The sequence below is a fragment of the Nitrosopumilus sp. genome (assembly GCF_025698945.1).
In the GTDB taxonomy this organism is placed as follows: domain Archaea; phylum Thermoproteota; class Nitrososphaeria; order Nitrososphaerales; family Nitrosopumilaceae; genus Nitrosopumilus.
In genome coordinates this window covers 29,619-50,886 of record NZ_JAILWM010000002.1, presented here as the reverse complement: position 1 = coordinate 50,886, position 21,268 = coordinate 29,619, and the positions used below count along the sequence as shown (strand labels likewise).

Here is a 21,268-nt window from a genome sequence, read left to right as displayed (position 1 = left end):
ATTTAGTTTGATGCCTACCTATTCTGATGCCCAAAAACGCTTCAAATCTTTATGATTCATAAAAAAGAAAAAATACCCAGTAATTTTTTTCTTACTTGGTATGATAATTATATCTAACTAAGTAAGTAATTACTACTTACTTTAAATAACATATTGAGTATACTATATTGTGAAAGCAAATACAAACAATAAACAAAATCTAGTAAGTGAAACAAACCAACAACGTTCAGTGTCATCTGTTGTAAATGCAAAAACCACTACAGAGGGAGAAGGATTTGTTGTACATAGAGCGTTTCCAAATGAAACTGTTAGAGAGTTTGATCCATTTCTCTTGGTAGATGAAATGGGACCATTTGCAGTTTCATCTGGTGAGGCAAAAGGAGCACCTGATCATCCTCATAGGGGATTTGAAACAGTAACATACATGATTGAAGGTGTATTTGAACACAAAGATTCTCAAGGCAACTCTGGTATTCTAAAATCTGGAGATGTACAATGGATGACTGCAGGTTCTGGAGTTATACATTCAGAAATGCCAGAAAAAGAATTTTCAAAAAGAGGAGGAACATTACATGGATTTCAATTGTGGGTAAACCTTCCAAGAAAAGATAAGATGATGAATCCTAGGTATCAAGATGTGCCCTCAAACAAAATCCCAACAGTAGAAGACAACGGAGTCAAAGTCAAAATAATTGCTGGTGAAGCTATGGGAAAACAAGCAGTGATTGATACTAGAACACCAATTATGTATCTCCATTATACCATACAACCTGGTGCAAAGACAGTACAAAAAGTTCCAAAAAATTACAATGTTTTTGCATATGTGATTGATGGTAATGGATTATTTGGGCAAGAACAAAAATCTGTATACAAAGAACAATCCGTGTTTTTTGAAAAAGATGGTAATGAAGTACAAATTGAAGCAAGCAAAAATTCAGATTCGCCTCTTCAAGTTTTACTGATTGCAGGTGTACCACTTGAAGAACCTGTTGCACGCTATGGCCCATTTGTGATGAATACTGAAGGTGAAATCAAACAAGCAATACTAGATTATAACAATGGGAAGATGGGAAAAATTGATTTTTAAAATGATATATTTTCATCAACCATCTAATCTATTTTTTTATAACTAAGTAGGGTTTTACTACTATGTATGACATTACAACGAAATAAAGAAGATATGAAAAGTCTAATTGAATGTGATGCAGAAGAAATATGGAGTGTACTTGGAAGAGCTTGGGCATTATTAATTTTAAAGAAAATATCAAAAAAAGATGTAACAAGATTCAATGAAATAAAAAAAGCAATTCCTCAGATTAGCAACACTGTTCTTTCTGACAGATTAAGAGAACTTGAAGAACATAATTTGATTAAAAAAAAGGTATATGCAGAAGTGCCAATTAGAGTAGAATATAGTTTAACAACTCAAGCAAAAAGCCTCGGAAAAATTTTAGTTCAATTAGAAGAGTGGGTTTTAAAACATAGAAAAGAGAAAATAAAAAAGAAATAGGAAACATCAGGCAACTTGGATATTGAATTAAAATTCAAAATTGATTATTTGGTATTTTTATTCAACGCATTTTTTGCTTTTGAATATTGGACTTTTGCTACAGCAACAGAGTTTGAATATTCTGTTTCTGCCTTTAGTTATGCCTGTTGTTTTGCAATCTGAGCTTTTGATGGAGGTTGTGTTGTATCACCAAAGGATACATTGTTTCCAAATAATACTGATGAGAAAAATATTACAGATGCAACAACTGCAAGATCTGACTTGGTAATTTTTTTATTTATCATAAACTGTAAAATGTCAATTTTACTAATTAACTAGAGTTCATTTGAATACGATTCATTTTACAATAACTAGTTGATTAAATGTGCAAAGTAGATCAATTAGAAATATAAATAAAAAAATCTGTTTCAAAATGTTTATTCTGTTAGTGTAATTTTGTATACTGTGGATCATTTGAGAAAAATTTTGAAATGTAATTAATGCCAACATTTCAAGATAATTGGAACAAACCTCCAACTGTTGGATTAAATCAACATATTCTTAACACCGTTAAAAAAGAACCCCCCCTAAAACCTCGGATACAGCAATCAGTAGGAAAACTAAATCAAACAATTTCAAAAATGGATTATATGTTTAAAAAATTACAAGAAAAAGACAAAAAGATTTTCAAGAGAATTGTTGAATCTCAACAAAGACATGATAGATACACAAGTAAAGTTTTAGCAAATGAATTAATTGAAATTAGAAAAAATGAAAACGTAATAAAAAATGTCAAACTAGCACTTGAACAAATTCAGATCAGATTATCCACTATGAATGAACTTGGAGATGCTATGGTTTCAATTGGACCCGCAATTACAATTCTACGTTCAATGGGGCCCGCATTAAGTAAATTCATTCCACAAGCAGGTGGAGAGTTTGAAGTAATGTCAGGACTATTGAGCGAAATAACTAGTGACTCATTTGGAGGAGACTTTGAATTGAATAGCATTTCAAATGAAGAAACAGATTCTATTTTAAAAGAAGCAGCAGTAATTGCAGGAAATAGAGTTGGAGAGAAATTTCCATCATCTCCCACTGCAACTTATTCTAAGATAGAATCAAGAATAAATCGACTCTAAATTCAAAAAAGTCAACTAGAATAATTAGTGATCAAACAACTGAAGCATTTTGTTGCTATCTTGAATCAATTTAGATAGAAATGAGCCAAAGTCTGATTGTTTCTTTTTAGGATCATTGAGCATTTTCTTCATCAATTGTACTTCATACTGCATTCCAGATTTAAATCCAATTTGGAATATTTTTGGTAATTTAGACAAGTTAGGTAGAACAGCAATTTCATCATTACTTCCATAGTTCATAGTTTTTTGGCTAGTTGAATTTTTAATTACAATTTGCAATAGTTTTTCATAATTGTCATATAGATTAGATTCAAGTTTTGTCATGAAGTATTTTTTGGACATTTTAGTAATTCGCTTAATACTTAACAATGCCTGATTAGATTCAACATCATCAAAATGCTGAGATGTCAATTCTACATCATAGGCTTCTTTGAATGCTGAAACAATATAAGAAATAGCATCTTTTCTACATGAAGATATGGTTTTTCCAAATGGGCAGTTCTGACAATTTGTTGTGTAATATCTAAATCCCTTGTTGCCAAAATTTGATAATACTAGTTTATTTTGATTTCTTAATTTAGTCATCACCCTAGAAACAACAGCTTCATCAAGTTCTAAAATTCGAGATATTTCTTGATTTGAGTATGACCCCTCATCTAGCAATTCCAAAACATCTTTCTCAATTTCACCAGGAGATCTTCTTGATTTTTCTTCAATTGCATCAGCTATGTAGTGTTCTGTTATCTTGTGTTCAGTTTCAAATTTTATTTGATTATTATCAATTACAACCATCAAACCTGAATTTGATTCAATTTTAATAATTTTTTGAAGAATTTTATCAATATTAGTTAATTTGAAATTTTTTAACAATAATTTTAGTTCGTTGATATTAATTTCATCTTTATCGTTGGAAAGTAAATACAATAAACCCCATCTGACTTTTTTCTCATCACTAGATTCAATTTTTCTAAGAATGTTACATATGTCTATTATTTTCTCCCATTTGATATTTTGTAAAACATCACCATCATCTTCAAGTAATCTAAGTTTTGATAAGATCTTTACGAATTCATCAAAATCTTCTAAGAGCGTCTTTGGAAGAGTTTTGATTTTTTGCCTGTCTGATTTTTTAAATTGTTCAAGAATGTTTTCTTTTAAAATAATTCGCTGTGCTCGAATTTCATCTGAATCATATTTTAGGTACTCAAAAAAGGATAAAAATACTGTATTAATTGAATCGGGTTTTAGTAACTTTAGGGCTGAAATTACAGAAGATGAAAGTGTCATGAAGGACAGACGTGCAACACAGATCTTAGATAAAAACTTGTAGATTAAAATGGAATAATAAAAAAGGATTAGTTAGAACCTAATCATAATCATAGTCTTCATCAGATTCATTTTCATAATCATCATCAAAGGTGTCTTCATCTGATGCCTTTATTCGATCTAAAGTCATAAAGAGGCATTTTCGTATTAGTTGATAAATAATACGGTAATTAACAATAAACGTACTTTTTACAAATCAATTGATTTCATGTACCTTTTTCATCAACTAGTTATGAATAATCCAAACTAATTCAAAAAAAATACAGGTTTTATCAAACCATCCTAATTAATTGTGGAGTGAGAATTTTGGATAAAAAGAAAAAATAAACTTAAGTGGTTAAATAATTTTTTTAATTTTCGCTCCATTTTCTGAATTTTCATTCTTTTTTCTTAACAAAAGATTCGAAGTACTTATGAATCCATAAATTTTAGCTTGCTTACTTGAAATCTAGATACATTGTTTTTGCAGTAGTTGGCGCACTTGTGCTTGTTCCAATGATCTCTGCATCCTTCGCTGAGCAAATCAAAGTAAAGTTTGGAGAAACTGTATCTTATGAACATTTGAAATTTTATTTTTATGACATTGAGGACTCTCGTTGTCCATCTGATGTAACGTGTATTTGGGAGGGCAAAGTCTTGGCAATGATTAGAATTAGCAACGCAACTCTTGATATTGGTGGTTCTAGAAACATTGGAAATGTAGAAAAGTCCTTTCCACCTTATGTGATTACTCTGACAGACATCCAGCCATATCCAATCAGCACTGAAAAGCCTGACTATGTGGCAACACTTGAGATAGAAAAACAAAACCCAAAACCTTCTGATTTTCGTGACTTGCAGACAGGCGAGACAATATCTAATCCTGAGGTTGTTATGATGATTCAGAGCCTTGGTGCAGGACTGATTATACTGTTTATCGTAATTTATGCCATAAAAAAGAAGAAAAGAAAATGAAAACTAGATTATCCCATGACATAGATCATTGATCTGAACAAATGATTCATGAACGTTATAAGCAAATTTTACCATTACTGTAATATGTCAAATGATGAATCATGGGAGCAATTACTGGGCTTGTCATGGATTGTAATTGATGATGATTAGACTCTATCTCTTATTCCTATCTAAAACTCCATTGCGGTGTAGTTTGGTACTCTAGTTATTCTGAAAATACTGCTGGCCTGTTTTGTAAAATTAGTTTGATACCTAAAAAAGGCCCAGGCCTTTGTGGATTCATTTTATGTTTTTAAAATAGAGAATTTAGGAATACTGATTATCAATTTTTAGAATCATCTTTGATTTTGTAAAATATACTAATATGTAAAAAAATTATGAAATTCTGTATTGGTTAGTCAGGGGATTCTAATTGGAGTCGCAGTTGGAGTATTTTTTGCAGGACTAGGAATAGGATACGCTGCTTTACAATCAACTACTCCTATAACACCAATGATGAATTCTCAACAGATGCAACAAATGATGAATGATCCTCAACAGATGAATCAATGGATGAATACTATGATGAATGATCCACAATTAATGCAACAAATGCATGATATGATGATGTCAAATCCTCAACACATGAATCAGATGATGGGTCCTATGATGAATACTATGATGAATGATCCTCAAATGCAACAACAGATGATGAGTCATATGATGAACCATCAAGGTATGATGAGTTCAATGATGAACAATCAAGACATGATGAACATGATGGGTTCTGGAATGATGATGGGCAACGCTACAGGTATGGCTCAACACCAATCAATGCATGATATGATGATGTTAGGAATAAGTGATCCTATGATGAAACAACAAGTAATTAACGAAATGGATAGACATCATTTACTAATGAAAGACTTGCTTGAACATGCTATTGATGATCCAGAATTAAAACAACAATTATTAGAAAAAATTGAAAAACATATTCAATCATCAAATCCATAATTTGAGAAATATCAATAAAATAGATATGTTAAATCCTGTGATATAGAATATGAAATTAGATAAGCAATACTCAATTACATCAGATGAACTGTATTCATCTCTTCAAAAAAAAGAACCTTTGTTATTGTTTGATCTAAGATTATTGGAAACATATAGTTCTGGACATATTGAGGGTTCAGTTCATGCAGTATGTGATGCAAAGTCAAAAGAAACCATAATGCCAAAGATTCCAAAAAATGTGAAAATTATTCTTATTGATGAAGATGGATCAATGTCATCAGAGATTTCTTCAATGATGCGTTCATTTGGATTAGATGCATATTTTCTAAAAGATGGAATGAAAGGATGGGATAAAGAACTTGTTAAAGGTCATCCCCCCGTTACTATCAAACCTGAGGATTTATGGAATAAACTCTCTGATGATAATGTATTCTTACTAGATGTAAGAGACAAGGATGAGTTTTCTGATTTTCAAATACCTGGTAGTGTGAATATTCCACTTCCAGATGTATTTATTTCTGAAAACATTTCAAAGATTCCCCAAGACAAAGAAATCATAACTATATGTCCACATGGGAACAGAGCTATGATTGCAACATTTGCGTTGGCAAGAAATGGCCTACAATCACATGTACTTGAAGGTGGTCTTGCTGGATGGAGTCAAGTTCTTAATTCAAAAACAGTAGCACAAAACCCAGATGTGATTCAAATTGAAAAAGTCGGAAAAGGTTGTCTTTCACACATGATCATATCAAAAGGAGAAGCAGTTGTAATTGATCCCTTGTTTCCACCAAAAAAATACCAAGAGATTGTACAACAACAAAACGCAAAGATAGTCAAGATACTAGATACACATCAACATGCAGACCATGTCTCATCAGCTCAACAACTCTCAGAGCTTACAGGTGCTACAATGTTTGAAAGTGGACATGAAATATGGGATAGAAATACAAATCTTCTAAAAGATGGAGACGAAATATTATTTGGAGATTCAAAAATTAAAGTAATTCATACTCCAGGCCATACTCCTGGAAGTCTTTGTTATCTAATTGATCAAAAGTATGTCTTTACTGGCGATATCTTGTTTATTGAAAGCATAGGAAGGCCAGATCTTCGAGACCAGGCCGAAGAATTTGCAAATCATCTTTACGACTCATTGCACAACAAGATATTGACTTTATTGCCTGAAACTTTGGTATTTCCAACCCATCATGGGGTAACTGTAAAGCCTGAAAATGGAGTATATTCAACTACAATAGAGAAGGCAAAGCAACATGATGTATTGCAACTATCAAAAGACGAATTTGTAAAACATATAGTTAGCATTACGGTTCCAAGACCAATGAACTATCAGAGAATAATACAGATAAACAAGGGAACAATTCCGTTGACTCTAGCAGACATTCCTGATTTAGAACTTGGTCCAAACAGATGCAGTATTGCAGGAACATAATTTTCATTTTTACCGACGGTATAAAATATAGAATCTGCCTCGTTTTTCATACCAAAACGAATTACAATAAACACTGATGAAGACAATCTTAAACAAGCAACACTGATCAAAAAATCTCCAAGACATGTCAGCCTATCCAGAGTTGTTAGTGATACAATTAGAAACTGCATAAAGGTTTTTTCCAAGGATATGTTTCTTCATCCCCTATTCTGCACCTTTAGAATCTTCTAGTGATTTGCTTTTTTTGACCTCTGTAAAAAGACATTCGTCATAACAATGACTAGTTTCAGAATTTCTCATAATCTTTCCACATTTTTTGTAGAACTTTCCCATATGCACGATTGTTTATTTTCAAATAAACTAAATTCGTTGATTCTCAAAACTGTTATTGTGATATTTAATACTTGGTTGATCTTGGTTTAATAATTATCATATCTTATGAAAATTGTTAGTTAATGGATGTCAAAACACATCTAACAAAAAAAGAAAAAACTAGGACTGTAACTTATAGGCTTCCAGTAAAACTGGTTGAGGCTTTAGAGACTGATGCAATGCAACAAGGAATCTCTCAAAATGTATTGGTTAGACAAATTCTTGAAAAATATATTCAATGGGATAGGTTTGGAGACAAAATTGGAATGATTCCAGTTCCTAAAGATATTTTACAATCACTAGGGGTAAATTTGGAAAACCAGGACATAAACATTATAGTTGATCTGCTAAAACCAATAATCAAAGACAATGTCCTGTTTATGAAAGGAAAGTATGATCTAAAACGTTGTATAGAAACTTTAGAAGAGTATATGCGTGCTTCTGGGATGAAATCAGATCACAGAGTAGAAGGGTCTTTACATCATTTTATAATCCAACATAATCTAGGAGCATCTTGGTCGCTATTTACCGAACAATTACTAGCTGAGATATTTCACGAATTTCTACCAGAAAAAAAGATCAAGACTGAAACGACAGAATCCACTATCATAACTACAATATCTTTAGGGGCAGATTTTGACGAACATGAATATTAAAAAAGAATTAATTGTTGAGAATTAACTCAACTTCTACGTTGCCCTCATTGAAATTGCACTTCATTCCTTGGATTTTGCTTTTGTACATGAACAATCTCTTACCATCTTCACTTATCATCCCAGATGTTACAAGCAATTTGTTATCATGAAGCATTTGGATTCTTCTGTAGACTGTACTTATTGGTATTTTAGTCTCATTCGTAATCTCTATTGCAGACTTTGGTTGAGATTTTATTATTTCTAGTATTGCTCTACAGTATTTGTCCGATACAACTTCTAACATACAATTTTTTCTTTCAGAATCTTGTATTCTGGATAGTTGGAGTGTTTGCATGAATAGATTTTGATATTATTGCATATAACGACTTAGTCAACACTATAGTGCATTGTCATACAACGTATACTTCTATATTATATCCAATTTTTACCTAGTAGAATCATGTCTGCAATAAAGAGACAGCCAAACAAAAAATCATCAAAAAACTCTACTCTTATGATAGGAGGGATTATTTTGGCAGCTGCAGGTCTACTTTTTGTATATCTGATGGCATACACTACACCACAAGAAAATGTGGAAATGGTAAAAGTGATCGCAGTCACTGATAATGGATGTGTTGCTGAAACCCTTGATGGATATGCAGTAAATATAGGTAAATGTGATGCAAAACCAGGTCAATATGTTGATGCTTTAGTTGATCAAAAAACCAAAGAAAGAGCAGCACTGATGAATCCCACAAACTAACTTTTGATTTTTTAATCAAACCAATATTAGGAAAACCACATTTGGCGTTCAAATCATATGTGAAGTATTTTTCTAATGGCTAATTCTACTTTATTATCATTAAGAATTTTGGATTTATTTTATTTTGATATTAATCCTAGAATATCTCTAAACGTAATGATTCCTTCAAGAGTATCTCCGAGATTAACTAAACAACAAGTAGTGTCAGTTTTTAGCATTAAACTTAGAATCTTATCAAGATCATCATCAGGAGCGCATTGAGGAACTCGTGTTCTACCAATATCGCCAATTTTAAAATCCAATTTATGTGCAGTTCGCATTCCAACTGATCTGTTTCCCTGACGTTCTTGAGGTAAAACATATTCAATTACATGTGCAGGAGTGAGAGTCTGTTTGATTTTTCCACCATCCACAACAGGTAAATGATCTAATCTTTTTGAAGTCATGATTTTCTTAGCGTTACTAAGAGGTTTTTCTGAAGATATTATTATGGGGTTTTTAGTGTAAATCATCTTAGCTTTGATCGATTTGTTGCCTTTAGTTGAAAGCAACTCCAAGATTCTTTTTGCAGTAACTATTCCGATGATCTCATTATTTTCCACTACTGGCACTTCACGAGTTCTGTAATCAGAAATAATCTTTGCAGTCTTTCTACTTGCACCTGCTCTCATACACGTACTAAGTATTTTGTTTTCATTAAATTGGACTCTACACCCATCTGATTTGTAAATAAAGAATTTCCTTGGAGCTATGATAATACTTACTATTCAAAGAGATTAATCTTTTACTTGTGAATTTTGTTATGATTATTTTATGTTTCTTTTATGTTTCTTTTACACATAACTTTAGTCAAAAACAGATTAATTATTTTCAAGATCGAAAATAAAACCCAAAATTACAAATTATTGGATTTAAAAAATAAGCAGAAAAGATTATTGTACTTTTACAGATCTTTTCTTTGGTACAAGGGTTGGTTTGATTTTTGGCAGAGTTATATCCAATACACCGTCAGTTAGTTTTGCCTTGACCTTTCCAGGAACTACTTTTTCAGACAATGGAATGGTCTGATAGTATGACATGCTGTGTCTTTCTTTTCTCAAATAGTTTTTCTTTTTTTCTTCTTCTTTGTGTTCTCCAGTAACCTCAATTGAATTGTCTGTAACGTTGAGATTTATCTCGTTTTTCTTCAATCCTGGAACATCCATCTTCATTCGGAATTGTTTTCCTTCATCAATTATGTCATATCCAGCTTCAGGCATTTTGGGAAATGAAAAATCCATTCTTGGAAAAGACCAAAATGATTTTTCAAGATCTCTTTTGAAATTATCTATTGCCCTGTCAAAATCTGAAAGATTTGACAGTGTAGGAAATGATGTTGGTTTGTTTGCAGGTTTTTTAGCCATTAATTTAAGAACTTTTTATGATTTATCAATAAATTGGCAATTCTCACTTATGAAAATGATGCCATGTTTTTGCATTAGTCATTCATTGAACTTGATAATTAGGATCTTCTTTATTTTATATGTCGTAGATTTTAGACTATGGATTACCAAGAACTAATGTATGTAATAATCTCACTAATAATTTCAGTGCTGGCTTTTCTGACAATCCGAATAATCATCAACAAAAAATTAAGCAATCTAATTGGTGTTCAAAAACTAACTGGACTTTTCTCGTTAATAATTATAGTAATTGAGGCATCTTATCTTGGATTTGTATTTGGCTTCTTTGATCTTGCCTCGGAAATGATAGCCTCTATGGGATTGGCATTTGCATTGTTTACATTTGCACTCTTTAATCATTTGAAAAACATTGTATCTGGAATAGGCTTGTATCTAAATCCTGAAATAAACATAGGCGATATTATTCAGATTGGAGATGCGAAAGGAAAGATTTCTGAAATACACTTGATGAAAACCATTGCAATCGCTGATGATGGTCGCAAGATATTCATTCCAAACCTAAAATTCTCTGAAGAAGTTTCAATTCTTACTAACAAGTAAAAGCAGTACCTACAAGCCTGTTACTGGGAAATCCCACAATCAATATGTTTTCTTTAGATTGTGGGTTTGATTCTCACAATATTTTTTATCTGTTTTTGAATTAAAAGAAAAGATCTGATTTTCTTGACTGATATTTACTTGTAATATGATTCATGGAAACGTATGATACGGCATACCTGAGTACAACGTATTGGGTTAAAACCCTGCGTTTCCATGTGTTGTATCAAACCAAAGTTCAATACAGTATACCATACGGGAAAATCCTAATTAAACAAGTGGTATGATTCTCAATGTTGAATTTTTAAACATGATAACTTTAAACTAAGTTTAACTATCAAAGTATTATTTTAAAAACATGGATCCCAAATCACAAAAACAAATTGATGCTATCATGTATGAAACAAATGAAATAGTTTCTGCACTTGTTAATGAAATTAGAGCCATACGATTCTCAAAAATGGATGAAGGTGAAAAGCAGGCAAAATGTGATGTACTGCGAGAAAAATTTGAAAAAGTAATGCTAGAAGAGGATGAAAAAATCAAAAAAGTGATGAATATTGCCAATGAAAATTGATGAAATTGACACAGACTATGAGACAGTCAAGATAGATCAAATTGGAATTTTAGATCCACTTACAGGTGCAGTTCTCTTCAAAGATGAAAAAGTAGAGTTTCTTATGTCTGGTTTTTCATCTGAAGTAGCAAGTATCATTTCAGGTTTTATGGATGGAAAGCGTGAAGACCCTCCAACTGTCTATCGCCTTATTGAGCAAATTTGTGAGGAAAATGAGATTCTTTTAGTCAAGGTAAAAATCTATGAAAGTGGAGGAGTCTTTAGAGCAAATCTGTATTTTACTGGAAAAAAAGACATGGTGTTTAGAAATTTCAGGGCCTCTGATGCCATAGCATTAGCAACATACTATAACATCCCAATTCTTGTAAGAAAATCAATGCTAAAAAAAATTCAAAGTAACAACGATTCAGAATCAAATGAAGAACTAGAATAGATTAGATACTTTTTCAATTTTTGTGCGCAAGTATGTTTGACAAAGCTAGATACTTTAGGTATTTTCAACAATACTTCTGGATCAATTAACAATACATGTCATGGAACAATTATTGAAACAATTTCTGGTAATCCTCCAGTAGGCACTTGTCTTTAACCTATTTGCGTCTTATTTTGATCCCAAAATGGTATACGAATCCCCCGCGAAGTTGAACTCCACTGCGGTTTTATGTTTTAGTTTGATACTCTCCAAAAACTGCCTAGTTCTGCATAGTTATGAGCGTGTGGTACTGAGCTTGTAACTAAATTATGTGTGCCGGGGGCGAGTTTCGAACTCGCGACCTCCAGATTATGAGTATTGCCTTAGTTGGAGAACCGTTAGAGTCTACCAATTGAACTGGCACTCTAACCAGGCTGAGCTACCCCGGCATAGTATTAGCCTGAAAATTTGGGAAATTAAATGATTCTAAAATAATTTTTTGCTTTTTAATGAAAAATTTACTTTAATTCTTGCCATTTGACATTTTCATTTTTTACCCAGAGGAATTTCTTTTGTAATGCTGATGTGTACAATTTTTCCCATTCTGCACCCACTTCATCAGTCCATGCTTTGAAAACTCGTGGATCTATGTAATTTCTCAGAGATGTTCCAATGTTGTAATCCTTTGTCTTTTCTGACAAATCAATCTGTAATTCTAATTTCTCTAATCTCTCTTTGTGTTTCTTTTTCTGTTTTTTTATTTGCTCATTTAATGTCTTGATTCTTTTCTCTTTGGTCTTCTTTTGAGCATCAGTCTTTGGATTTGTTGCCTCTACTTTTTTGAGAGTCTCCTGTGTCTTTTTCCAAGGTTGATCTTTTTCTACTTTTTTGAGAGTCTCTCTCTTCTTTTCTAGTGATTGCTCAAATGTTTTAGGGATGGTTCTTTTATGATTACACATTATGGCAGCTTCAAGATTTGCCAATTTTGCATGATATAATTTCTCATTTGCAGTCTTTGATTTGATATCGTCATGTTTTACTAGATAGTCTTTAACAACATTTGTTGCAAGGTATGTTCTAAACACCTTTGCAGTTAATCCCTTGACAATGCTAGAGTAATATGCATTTACATGTCTTGATGTAATACCATCGAAAATCTCATCTTTTGGTTGTTTCTTTTCAATTAATTTTTTTAGATTTTCCTGAAATTGTTTATCGTGTCCTTGAGCAACTACTGTTTCTTGCCATCTTACACTGTCTTTACCTAGAAAGTCAAACTCAATTGCATTTGAAGTAATTTTGACATGCTCTTTTCGTAGTGTCGTAGCACCAACTGTGTCTGCCTCATCAGGATCCTTTTCGTCTCCTACTCTCATAGCAGTTCTATAAATTAAATAACATGCAGTAGCAATCCTGCTAATCTTTGGATCACTGCTTTTCATATCTTTTACAATTCTGTCTTTGATTTTTTCAATCTCTTTTGCAAGCTTTACTGCTTTTTCGTACTTTTCCTTGTCTCTATCTTGTTTTAATCCTGCAGTATCAGCTAGCCACACATATTTTCTCTTTTGAGTAAGAAAGTCCATCCAGCTGGCAAGCCACATAGAATCTTTATCGTGAATAATTTTTCCCCAATCTCCCTCTGGGACTTTTGCCTCTTTTCCAAGGTTTAGTGTTACATCTTTTGGGGTGACACGTGGTTTCCATTTTCCTCTAAGTGGATGCTCGCCTCTTCCAATGAAAATTCCTGGAGGCTCTGCCATGTAATTTCCAACTTCTACTTCTTTTCCATCCATGATTGCTACTCCGTATTTTGCCTTTAGCTTCTCACGAAGTTCTTTTCTTTTTGCTGCCAGAGCTTTTTTCTCCTCCTTTGTCATCATCTCACGTAGATCTTTTTCCTTGTCAACTATTTTGAAGGCATTTGAAAAATCAATATCTTCGTATGAAATTTTTCTAAATTTTGGATCTAGAGTTTTAGCAAAATCTGCTGTAAAGTTTTTTTGAAATACTTTATCTTGAGCATATGGAGTGTCTTTCTTTTTTGCCCACTGGTATACCATCTCTTCCTGATTCAGATCAAGATTGACTGTCTCTCCTTTGATCTTTATCTTAATTCCTTGAGCCTCATATTCAGGGGGGAATAAGATTCCATTATGTTGCAGAGTTTTCCATTTCATTCTTATCACTTTAAAATTGAGGACTTTGACAAAAACTCTATTCTATGTGTATATCAATTTAACGTACAAGTACGATGTCAGCTGGGAAAAAGCTCTTTACTCATGTATTTTTCAAATTCTAGGTCTGTTTTCATCTTTTTTGCTTCCAAAAACATGGCAGCATCAGTCCCAACAGTATATCTTGGCAAAATCTCCTTGTCATTAATTGCCTTGATAATCACTTTTGCTACCTCTGAAGGTGGTGTTCCCATCTCAACCATCATTTTTAGTCCTGCCAAAATGTTCTCTGTAAGTGATTTGTATTTAGGATCTGTTTTTGATTCTGGAACTTTCATTGAATTAAAAAAGTTGGTCTTTATCACCCCGGGTTCAATTAGAGTGGTTTTAATTCCAAACTGACCTAACTCGTATCTTAAACATTCACTTAACCCTTCCAATGCAAATTTTGTACTGATATAAGCCGGAGATCCAGGCAATCCTAGTCTTCCAACAACAGAACTAATGTTTACAATAATTCCTGAGTTCTGTTCTCTCATAATAGGTGCAACTTCTTGAATGATTCGAACAATACTGAAAAAATTTGTTTCAAACTGTTTTCTAAAATCATCAACACTCACATCTTCTGTACATCCAAACTGACCATACCCTGCGTTGTTAACTAGTACATCAAGTCTCCCACATTGAGTTTTGATTTTTTTTACAGCTGAAACAATTGATTCTTCTTTATCGACATCTAATTCTAAAACTTCAATTGATAGATTTTCTTTTTTTGCAGCATGCTCTAATTCTGCTGCCTTTTTTGTGTCCCTCATACTTGCAAATGTTACATATCCTTCTCTTGCTAATGCAAGCGAAGTCTCCAATCCAATTCCTGAAGAACTTCCTGTAATTAGAGCCACTTTTTCCATATTGTTGCTATACTTGTGGCATATTTATCCCATTTTGATTTTTCTATACTAATGGTCGGTCTCCCTCAGAGGGATCTATTAGTTCTGTCTCTTCCCCATTATTGATTCTCTCAAGAATTTCTAAGGATGAATACTTGTGTAGATACTCGTTGTTATTTCCACATCTATATGAGAAAGTACATCTTGGACACCCTGATTCATTTTGACATGGACATTCTTTTACGATATGCATACTTCGCTCAAGGGCTTTTTCAAATCTGTCATAGAGTGCTTTACTTGCACCACTTCCACCTATTGCACCATCATAGATGAAAATCAAGCCTGAAGTTCCTAGTGAAATTCCACCTAAATCTTGTGAAACTCCACCTGTAATCATGTTACTCCCCTCAATTACCACATGTTCTGTTGCGTGATATCCACTAGCTTCTGTATACTCTTCATCTTCTGATTCTTCAATAATTTTGAGTGGTCTTGGTGCATGAAATACGATTCCCTTTGTTACAAAATCATATTCCAAGGGATCATCAAGTAATACTTTTTCTCCCTGAGTGACCTCTTGTCCGAGCTCAATGTTGACATATCCGTAAACCTTCTTTTGTATATGTAATTTGCAAAACGCTACTTCCACACCTCTTGCCTTTCGTCTGTCATAAACTGTTTCGATTGTTGGCCATTCTTCAGTTAATGATTTGGTGTAGTAAGGATAATCTCTTGGAATTTTCTCTAGTTTTGCATGATTTTTTTTAGGATAATCAAACTCCTTTACTTTGTAACGTATTCCAGCTAAAAAATAAATTGCATCTTTATGCAATTCTTCTAAGGCAATTGGTAATACCCTGTCTCCGACTTTTCTATCATTTAAGAAAATATCAACAGAGTTTCCAATTCCTCTAATACTATAGTCATTTAGTAGTGAATTAATTTTCTCAAAATTAGGAACAATTCTGTTATTTTTTTCTACAAGATTTTCTTTGATTATGTGATGCTCAATTACTTCTTGATGTTCTTTTAACTCGTGCTTTGATATTGGTCTATCACATGCCATCGCTAATACTTGAAATTCTTCTACAAAGGGGTTTTTTGGATCAATGTATGTTTTTTCAATGTCTTCAAAATAGTCATCTGGATGATTTTTGTAGTATTGTGAAATAGGATCATTACCTAATGCTAAAAATGCATATCCTCTTTGCCCTTTTCTTGCTGCCCTGCCAATTCTTTGAACAAGTCGATTTACTGGAATGGTAGATGAGATAACGCAATCCACATTTCCCACATCTATGCCTAATTCAAGCGTAGGAGTGCATGATATTGCCTGCAGTTTGTCCTCTTTGAATTGCTTCTCAACTGATGTTCGATAATTTGCCATCAGTCCGGCTCTGTGAACTTTGATGTTTACTTTTTGTTTTTTTGCCTGAATTGCCAAAAGTTCAGAATTCAGATGTGAATTATTAAAAACCATTGTCTTGTGATTTTTTTCAGTTAATTTTTTTGTCAAATCAACCATTAGTGCTCTTTGAGTTCTCAGAGATGGAAATAACATCACAAAGTCAGTTTGGCCTTTTTTACCTGAACCATGAATGATTTGCATTTTCTCTCCAAACAGTTTCTGACAAAACTCTTTTGCATCATCTAGCGTTGCAGAAGCTGCCACAAATTGTAATTTATTATTGCAGATTCTTTTGAGTCTTTTAATTATGTAATGAACATTTGATCCAAAAATTCCTGAATAAACATGAGCCTCATCCACAACTAAGATTCTAGTTGATGCAAGCAATGATGAAAATTTTGTTTGATGCCATAAATGATAATGAATTACATCAAAATTCGTAACTAGGATCTGAGGTGGGTTATCAATAATGTCTCTTCTATCTATTTGATTTGTATCCCCATCAAAAATCTTAACATTGACATTGATTTTCTCTGCAAAATTTTGAATTTTAGGATATTGATCTCTTGATAATGCTTTGGTTGGATACACAAAAATTGCAAAAACACTTCCATTTACAGAATCTTTTTTTATTCTTTGAATTACTGGAATCAAAAAAGCTTCAGTTTTTCCTGATGCTGTTGGAGCTTCAATTACTATATTTTTTCCAAATAATATTTCCTGAATTGACTCTTCTTGAAATTGATAGAGTTGCTCAATTTTTATCTCTTTTAGGTAATCTGAAATTGAATCATCTAAACCAAAATCTTCTATTTTTGAACCCATTTTAGGCTCAGGATTTTTCAAAACTTTGTAATCAGATACATAGTCTTTTTTTGTAAACAAAATATCTTCAGTTATCTTGTCTGGATTGTTTTTTCCAATCATATTTTTGATTTCACTTTCTGCTCTGACAATTCCTTGATCTTGAAGGCCTTCTGAAATTCCAGTCTCTGAAACTAGTCCTTGATCAAATCTTGAGAGAAATTCCAAGAAAACTTCATCAATGTTTTTAGAATATTCTAAAATATCCTCAATTCCACATTTCACACATGAGACATGCATTTTTTTATTGAATGTTCTTTGAATCTCGATCTTAGAATTGCACTTTGGACATGAAAATTTCATCTAATCGATTAGTCATTCTAGGTGATTTATTGTTTAATCACTCCAATTTACCCATGACATTATTAAGATAGGGGATAGTCTTCAATTTAAAAATGAAAAAAATACAAATCAACAACATTTACAATGTTAATTGCATTGATGGAATGAATTCAGTTAAGAAAAATTTTGTAGATCTTGTAATTACTGATCCTCCTTTTGCTATAAACTTTAAGGCTAAAAAAGCAAATTATAACAGAACATCTTCACGAGTTCTTTCTGGATATAATGAGATCAAACCAGAGGATTACTATGATTTTACATTTGCATGGATGAGTGAAGTTTTTAGAATTTTAAAAGATTCTGGGAGCATGTATGTTTTCTCTGGTTGGAATAATCTCAAAGATATTTTACAAGCTCTAAATGATGTTGGTTTTACTACTGTAAATCATATTATTTGGAAGTATCAATTTGGAGTTGTAACTAAACGCAAATTTGTAACATCTCATTATCATTGTCTTTATGTATGCAAAGATGACAAGAAAAGAAAATTTTTCCCATATTCTAGATTCAAAAAAGATTCTAAAACAAAGGATGGTAGAAGCCTACACTATAGGGATAAAGAAGATGTTTGGGAAATAAAACGAGAATACTGGACAGGCGATGAAAAGACTCCTACAAAACTTCCTTCAGAAATTATTGAAAAAATTCTACATTATTCTAGTGAAAAAAAAGACTTGGTCTTAGATCCATTTCTTGGTTCTGGTCAAGTTGCAGTAGTCAGTAAATCTCTCAAAAGAAATTTTCTTGGATTTGAAATTGTTCCAGACTATTACAAATTTGCAAAAAAACGACTTGATGAAGATTTGTATCGCATTAAAAAATCAAAATAGTTAATTCTGATCAGGCTTGTCTGTTTTTTTCTGACCTAATTTTGATGAGATTATCTCTCGAAGTTCATCATCTGTTTTGTCTTGAACTTTGACTCCAATTGATTTTGCCATGATCTCTAATTTCTCTCGCTCAGTACCAACAGGACCTGAAATTTTGGGCGTTTCTTCAGTTGTTTCCTTCATGTGATCTTTGATATCATTTTTTGCTTTGTTGTATTCGTTTACTGCTTGTCCCAGTTTTTTTGCAGCCCCTGGAAGTTTTCCTGTTCCCAAAATTAAAACTAGTGCAACAAAAATTATGATTATCCATTCACTACCACCAACATTTAATGGATAATCAATCATAATGAGATATTTTCTAATTTAAAATTAAACCTAATGTTTGGATTATGCCTGAGTGTTCAATTCCATCTTTGAAAATCATCCCTGAGAATCCACTTATTGATTTAAAGAAATTCACGTTACACTGATTTTATGAAAAAAATTGAAGCAATTATTCAACCTGGATTAAGAGACAAGGTTGTTGCTGCAATCAAAAAACATGGAGTTGGTGGTGTTACTATACATCATGTTCAAGGACAAGGAAAACAAGATCCTCCTTTAGTTGGTCAATACTATAATCGAGATATGATAATTTGCGTTGTAGATGATCCAAAATTAGATGATGTTTTAGATTCAATTGCTAATGTTGCATGCACTGGAACCAAGGGAGACGGTAAAGTGTTTGTAACTGCAGTAAGTGATGCATTAGATATCTGTTCTAAAAAGCGTGGAACAACATCAATTTAGAACTCTTTGTGGTTCTAATTTTCTTCTAGATAATATTGCAAGAATTGTAACTCCAATACCAATAACCCCAAACACCAAATATGGAGTGTGATTTCCAAATGATTGAGTAATTGGGCCTCCAATTGTTGGACCAATTGCCCAACCTAATCCAAAAATTGTTTCATATGCTCCAATAATTTTACCTGAAATTCCTTTTGAAGTCCTACTCAAAATGATCTCTAATGTCAATGGAAAGAATATACTAAATCCAAATCCCATTAGAACCAAGGCTATTCCAAATGTAATGATTGAATCGGCAAAAACAGAGATTACTAATCCAATCGAAACTGAAATTGTTGCTGCAATCAATGTTTGACTTGTTTTTCTAGCTAATTTTCCTGCAAGCGCAAGTGATACAACTCGTGATATTCCAAAAACAAAAAACAACAGCAAAATATCAGTATCACTCATTCCATTGTCATTTAAGAATGCAGGATAGATAGTCAGAATTATTCCAAATGATGATGTACAAAAAATCAACAAAACTATGACTTCTGGAAATTTCTTCATTTCTTTTATTGATGAAAACGAAATTCTATCATGATGAATTCTGACTCTTTTTCTTGAGACTAGTAATGCTGTAATTATTGCTGTTGCAAGAATAAATGCCGTAATCTGAAATAGAATTCTATATGTGATGTCCAGTCCTTCAAGAAATACTGTGCCTAATAATGGTCCTACCATGAATCCCATTACAAAAAACATTGTAAACCAAGAGATGTTTTTGACTCTGTTTTTTTCTGTACTTTGATTTGAAATTATAGATTCACATGGAGGCCAAAAGAATGCATGTGCAATTCCTGTCATTATTCTAAAGCCCATTATTTCAGGAGCTGATTGTGCAATTGATAGAAGAAAAATTGATGCAGAGTTGATTGCTACACCTAGTGCAAGTAAGAATCCATTATTGATTCTATCAAGAAGAACTCCTACAAAAAGTGGAATGAACATGTATGGAATAAAATTGGCTAATCCGATAAATCCAAGTTCAGAATAAGTTGCACCAACTACATTTTTTGCAAATACTGGAAGTATAGGTCCATGTAATCCATAAGAAATACCGATGATTAAACCTGTGATGTTTACTAGTATCAGAACTCTATTCATTTGTATGCTGCAACCATTATTGCGCCACCCATAAGATCTTTCTCAAATTCTACTTTGGAAAATTTTTCTAACAATAACTCTTCAAGTTTTTTATTTTGTGGCCATCTTTTAAAAGTACCATATAGTGTTCCAAACTTTAATCCCAATCTTCCACCAGCTGCAAATGCAAGTATGGGCAAAATACATCTTAGATAAAATGAAACTCCTGCTCTAATGAATGCATTATCTGGCTTTCCCAAATCCACAATAACAAATCTACCTTCTTTTTTCAAAACTCGATGAATCTCAGAGATTGCAATTCTAAGATTGATTGCATCTCTTAATGAATAACCACATAGCACTGCATCAAACTCTTCGTCTCTAAATGGAATGTGTTCAAACACTCCATTTGCCATATCTGGAAGTTTTTCAAAGTGCGAACTAGTGTTTTTGAGCATTGGCACAAGAGGATCGTAAAGTGTGATTGAGATTTTTCCATCTGTTAGCTTTAGTGCTGTCTTTGACATGTTTCCAAATCCAGAACCTGCATCCAGAATCTTATTTCCAGGTAGAACTCTCTTGGAAATTCCTCTGTTTCTATGTTCACCGTCTTTTCCTAATGATATGATTGAGTTTACTTTGTCATAAACTGGAATTATCTCTCGAAGTACCTCCATTACTTCTCCCCAGTAACTTCCTAATCCCATTATACTTCGCTTCTATATCC

Annotated in this window: 24 protein-coding genes and 1 tRNA gene; 13 read left to right on the top strand and 12 right to left on the bottom strand. The window is 32.6% G+C overall.

From position 1 onward, the window contains the following. Positions 1 to 169 precede the first annotated feature (169 nt). Together K5790_RS05450 and K5790_RS05445 are read left to right on the top strand one after the other, a co-directional pair. Entirely contained in the window at positions 170 to 1,087 is a 918-nt protein-coding gene (locus K5790_RS05450; RefSeq protein WP_297593125.1) for a pirin family protein, read from the top strand. Positions 1,088 to 1,153: 66 nt separating this feature from the next. Then, complete coding sequence (locus K5790_RS05445) at positions 1,154 to 1,510, top strand: helix-turn-helix domain-containing protein (protein WP_297593123.1); 357 nt, start codon at positions 1,154 to 1,156, stop codon at positions 1,508 to 1,510. A gap of 137 nt (positions 1,511 to 1,647) precedes the next feature. Here the strand turns inward: K5790_RS05445 and K5790_RS05440 are convergent, their stop codons facing one another. Beyond that, positions 1,648 to 1,794, bottom strand: a complete 147-nt coding sequence (locus K5790_RS05440) for a hypothetical protein (RefSeq protein ID WP_297593121.1) — start codon at positions 1,792 to 1,794, stop codon at positions 1,648 to 1,650. Between the two features lie 195 nt (positions 1,795 to 1,989). On the opposite strand from K5790_RS05440, the gene K5790_RS05435 reads away from it, so the two are divergent. Next, positions 1,990 to 2,631, top strand: a complete 642-nt coding sequence (locus K5790_RS05435) for a Snf7 family protein (RefSeq protein WP_297593119.1) — start codon at positions 1,990 to 1,992, stop codon at positions 2,629 to 2,631. 24 nt (positions 2,632 to 2,655) lie between these two features. Here K5790_RS05435 and K5790_RS05430 read toward each other — a convergent pair whose 3' ends face one another. Beyond that, positions 2,656 to 3,918: a hypothetical protein gene (locus K5790_RS05430; RefSeq protein ID WP_297593117.1), complete on the bottom strand. Its 1,263-nt coding sequence runs from the start codon at positions 3,916 to 3,918 to the stop codon at positions 2,656 to 2,658. A 480-nt stretch (positions 3,919 to 4,398) separates the two neighbouring features. Between K5790_RS05430 and K5790_RS05425 the strand changes: the two genes are divergently transcribed. From K5790_RS05425 to K5790_RS05410, 4 genes are all read left to right on the top strand, one after another. Continuing rightward, entirely contained in the window at positions 4,399 to 4,911 is a 513-nt protein-coding gene (locus tag K5790_RS05425; RefSeq protein WP_297593115.1) for a hypothetical protein, read from the top strand. A gap of 390 nt (positions 4,912 to 5,301) precedes the next feature. Further along, positions 5,302 to 5,904 carry a hypothetical protein gene (locus tag K5790_RS05420; protein ID WP_297593113.1) on the top strand — a complete coding sequence of 201 codons (603 nt, stop codon included), beginning with the start codon at positions 5,302 to 5,304 and terminating at the stop codon, positions 5,902 to 5,904. 49 nt (positions 5,905 to 5,953) lie between these two features. Continuing rightward, positions 5,954 to 7,357 carry a rhodanese-like domain-containing protein gene (locus K5790_RS05415; protein WP_297593111.1) on the top strand — a complete coding sequence of 468 codons (1,404 nt, stop codon included), beginning with the start codon at positions 5,954 to 5,956 and terminating at the stop codon, positions 7,355 to 7,357. Positions 7,358 to 7,812: 455 nt separating this feature from the next. After that, positions 7,813 to 8,385, top strand: a complete 573-nt coding sequence (locus K5790_RS05410) for a hypothetical protein (RefSeq protein ID WP_297593109.1) — start codon at positions 7,813 to 7,815, stop codon at positions 8,383 to 8,385. 7 nt (positions 8,386 to 8,392) lie between these two features. Here the strand turns inward: K5790_RS05410 and K5790_RS05405 are convergent, their stop codons facing one another. Next, the gene (locus tag K5790_RS05405; protein WP_297593107.1) at positions 8,393 to 8,719 is read right to left on the bottom strand and encodes an ArsR family transcriptional regulator; all 327 of its coding nucleotides are present in this window, start codon (positions 8,717 to 8,719) and stop codon (positions 8,393 to 8,395) included. 105 nt (positions 8,720 to 8,824) lie between these two features. Here K5790_RS05405 and K5790_RS05400 point away from each other — a divergent pair, with 105 nt between their 5' ends. Continuing rightward, the gene (locus K5790_RS05400; RefSeq protein WP_297593105.1) at positions 8,825 to 9,127 is read left to right on the top strand and encodes a hypothetical protein; all 303 of its coding nucleotides are present in this window, start codon (positions 8,825 to 8,827) and stop codon (positions 9,125 to 9,127) included. Positions 9,128 to 9,246: 119 nt separating this feature from the next. Here K5790_RS05400 and K5790_RS05395 read toward each other — a convergent pair whose 3' ends face one another. Further along, positions 9,247 to 9,798 (bottom strand): CBS domain-containing protein, encoded by a 552-nt coding sequence (locus tag K5790_RS05395; protein ID WP_297593103.1) that lies wholly within the window; start codon positions 9,796 to 9,798, stop codon positions 9,247 to 9,249. Between the two features lie 261 nt (positions 9,799 to 10,059). Next, positions 10,060 to 10,530 (bottom strand): Hsp20/alpha crystallin family protein, encoded by a 471-nt coding sequence (locus K5790_RS05390; protein WP_297593101.1) that lies wholly within the window; start codon positions 10,528 to 10,530, stop codon positions 10,060 to 10,062. 138 nt (positions 10,531 to 10,668) lie between these two features. Here K5790_RS05390 and K5790_RS05385 point away from each other — a divergent pair, with 138 nt between their 5' ends. From K5790_RS05385 to K5790_RS05375, 3 genes are all read left to right on the top strand, one after another. After that, positions 10,669 to 11,130 carry a mechanosensitive ion channel domain-containing protein gene (locus K5790_RS05385; RefSeq protein ID WP_297593099.1) on the top strand — a complete coding sequence of 154 codons (462 nt, stop codon included), beginning with the start codon at positions 10,669 to 10,671 and terminating at the stop codon, positions 11,128 to 11,130. Between the two features lie 355 nt (positions 11,131 to 11,485). Beyond that, positions 11,486 to 11,704, top strand: coding sequence for a hypothetical protein (locus K5790_RS05380; RefSeq protein ID WP_297593097.1), 219 nt, complete (start codon positions 11,486 to 11,488; stop codon positions 11,702 to 11,704). After that, positions 11,694 to 12,137 (top strand): bifunctional nuclease domain-containing protein, encoded by a 444-nt coding sequence (locus K5790_RS05375; RefSeq protein ID WP_297593095.1) that lies wholly within the window; start codon positions 11,694 to 11,696, stop codon positions 12,135 to 12,137. The genes K5790_RS05380 and K5790_RS05375 overlap by 11 nt, the downstream gene beginning before the upstream one ends. Positions 12,138 to 12,450: 313 nt before the next feature. On the opposite strand, the gene K5790_RS05370 is transcribed toward K5790_RS05375, so the two are convergent. The 4 genes from K5790_RS05370 to K5790_RS05355 all read right to left on the bottom strand — a co-directional run bounded on the left by K5790_RS05370 (position 12,451) and on the right by K5790_RS05355 (position 17,758). Continuing rightward, positions 12,451 to 12,565, bottom strand: a tRNA-Met gene (locus tag K5790_RS05370). A gap of 69 nt (positions 12,566 to 12,634) precedes the next feature. Beyond that, on the bottom strand, positions 12,635 to 14,296 hold the full coding sequence (locus K5790_RS05365) for a DNA topoisomerase I (RefSeq protein ID WP_297593093.1): 1,662 nt from the start codon (positions 14,294 to 14,296) through the stop codon (positions 12,635 to 12,637). Between the two features lie 77 nt (positions 14,297 to 14,373). Continuing rightward, entirely contained in the window at positions 14,374 to 15,204 is an 831-nt protein-coding gene (locus tag K5790_RS05360) for an SDR family oxidoreductase (protein WP_297593091.1), read from the bottom strand. A 43-nt stretch (positions 15,205 to 15,247) separates the two neighbouring features. Continuing rightward, on the bottom strand, positions 15,248 to 17,758 hold the full coding sequence (locus K5790_RS05355; RefSeq protein ID WP_297593089.1) for a DEAD/DEAH box helicase: 2,511 nt from the start codon (positions 17,756 to 17,758) through the stop codon (positions 15,248 to 15,250). Positions 17,759 to 17,850: 92 nt separating this feature from the next. Here K5790_RS05355 and K5790_RS05350 point away from each other — a divergent pair, with 92 nt between their 5' ends. Then, a complete protein-coding gene (locus K5790_RS05350; RefSeq protein WP_297593087.1) occupies positions 17,851 to 18,627 on the top strand; it encodes a site-specific DNA-methyltransferase in 777 nt (258 codons plus the stop codon). On the opposite strand, the gene K5790_RS05345 is transcribed toward K5790_RS05350, so the two are convergent. Next, on the bottom strand, positions 18,628 to 18,972 hold the full coding sequence (locus K5790_RS05345) for a twin-arginine translocase TatA/TatE family subunit (protein WP_297593085.1): 345 nt from the start codon (positions 18,970 to 18,972) through the stop codon (positions 18,628 to 18,630). It abuts the gene before it with no gap. 129 nt (positions 18,973 to 19,101) lie between these two features. Here K5790_RS05345 and K5790_RS05340 point away from each other — a divergent pair, with 129 nt between their 5' ends. After that, a complete protein-coding gene (locus K5790_RS05340; protein ID WP_297593083.1) occupies positions 19,102 to 19,416 on the top strand; it encodes a P-II family nitrogen regulator in 315 nt (104 codons plus the stop codon). Here the strand turns inward: K5790_RS05340 and K5790_RS05335 are convergent. Both K5790_RS05335 and K5790_RS05330 read right to left on the bottom strand, forming a co-directional pair. Continuing rightward, positions 19,408 to 20,562 (bottom strand): MFS transporter, encoded by a 1,155-nt coding sequence (locus K5790_RS05335; RefSeq protein WP_297593081.1) that lies wholly within the window; start codon positions 20,560 to 20,562, stop codon positions 19,408 to 19,410. The two genes, K5790_RS05340 and K5790_RS05335, sit on opposite strands and share 9 nt — an antisense overlap. Continuing rightward, the gene (locus K5790_RS05330; protein WP_297593079.1) at positions 20,559 to 21,248 is read right to left on the bottom strand and encodes a class I SAM-dependent methyltransferase; all 690 of its coding nucleotides are present in this window, start codon (positions 21,246 to 21,248) and stop codon (positions 20,559 to 20,561) included. Before K5790_RS05330 ends, K5790_RS05335 begins: the two co-directional genes overlap by 4 nt. Positions 21,249 to 21,268 lie beyond the last annotated feature (20 nt).

Excerpts from the sequence above, each read along its gene's own strand:
- K5790_RS05445 (WP_297593123.1), top strand. The coding sequence starts at position 1,154 with ATGACATTACAACGAAATAAAGAAGATATGAAAAGTCTAATTGAATGT.
- K5790_RS05440 (WP_297593121.1), bottom strand. The coding sequence starts at position 1,794 with ATGATAAATAAAAAAATTACCAAGTCAGATCTTGCAGTTGTTGCATCT.
- K5790_RS05435 (WP_297593119.1), top strand. The coding sequence starts at position 1,990 with ATGCCAACATTTCAAGATAATTGGAACAAACCTCCAACTGTTGGATTA.
- K5790_RS05430 (WP_297593117.1), bottom strand. The coding sequence starts at position 3,918 with ATGACACTTTCATCTTCTGTAATTTCAGCCCTAAAGTTACTAAAACCC.
- K5790_RS05415 (WP_297593111.1), top strand. The coding sequence starts at position 5,954 with ATGAAATTAGATAAGCAATACTCAATTACATCAGATGAACTGTATTCA.
- K5790_RS05410 (WP_297593109.1), top strand. The coding sequence starts at position 7,813 with ATGGATGTCAAAACACATCTAACAAAAAAAGAAAAAACTAGGACTGTA.
- K5790_RS05405 (WP_297593107.1), bottom strand. The coding sequence starts at position 8,719 with ATGCAAACACTCCAACTATCCAGAATACAAGATTCTGAAAGAAAAAAT.
- K5790_RS05400 (WP_297593105.1), top strand. The coding sequence starts at position 8,825 with ATGTCTGCAATAAAGAGACAGCCAAACAAAAAATCATCAAAAAACTCT.
- K5790_RS05395 (WP_297593103.1), bottom strand. The coding sequence starts at position 9,798 with ATGAGAGCAGGTGCAAGTAGAAAGACTGCAAAGATTATTTCTGATTAC.
- K5790_RS05390 (WP_297593101.1), bottom strand. The coding sequence starts at position 10,530 with ATGGCTAAAAAACCTGCAAACAAACCAACATCATTTCCTACACTGTCA.
- K5790_RS05385 (WP_297593099.1), top strand. The coding sequence starts at position 10,669 with ATGGATTACCAAGAACTAATGTATGTAATAATCTCACTAATAATTTCA.
- K5790_RS05380 (WP_297593097.1), top strand. The coding sequence starts at position 11,486 with ATGGATCCCAAATCACAAAAACAAATTGATGCTATCATGTATGAAACA.
- K5790_RS05375 (WP_297593095.1), top strand. The coding sequence starts at position 11,694 with ATGAAAATTGATGAAATTGACACAGACTATGAGACAGTCAAGATAGAT.
- K5790_RS05365 (WP_297593093.1), bottom strand. The coding sequence starts at position 14,296 with ATGAAATGGAAAACTCTGCAACATAATGGAATCTTATTCCCCCCTGAA.
- K5790_RS05360 (WP_297593091.1), bottom strand. The coding sequence starts at position 15,204 with ATGGAAAAAGTGGCTCTAATTACAGGAAGTTCTTCAGGAATTGGATTG.
- K5790_RS05355 (WP_297593089.1), bottom strand. The coding sequence starts at position 17,758 with ATGAAATTTTCATGTCCAAAGTGCAATTCTAAGATCGAGATTCAAAGA.
- K5790_RS05350 (WP_297593087.1), top strand. The coding sequence starts at position 17,851 with ATGAAAAAAATACAAATCAACAACATTTACAATGTTAATTGCATTGAT.
- K5790_RS05345 (WP_297593085.1), bottom strand. The coding sequence starts at position 18,972 with ATGATTGATTATCCATTAAATGTTGGTGGTAGTGAATGGATAATCATA.
- K5790_RS05340 (WP_297593083.1), top strand. The coding sequence starts at position 19,102 with ATGAAAAAAATTGAAGCAATTATTCAACCTGGATTAAGAGACAAGGTT.
- K5790_RS05335 (WP_297593081.1), bottom strand. The coding sequence starts at position 20,562 with ATGAATAGAGTTCTGATACTAGTAAACATCACAGGTTTAATCATCGGT.
- K5790_RS05330 (WP_297593079.1), bottom strand. The coding sequence starts at position 21,248 with ATGGGATTAGGAAGTTACTGGGGAGAAGTAATGGAGGTACTTCGAGAG.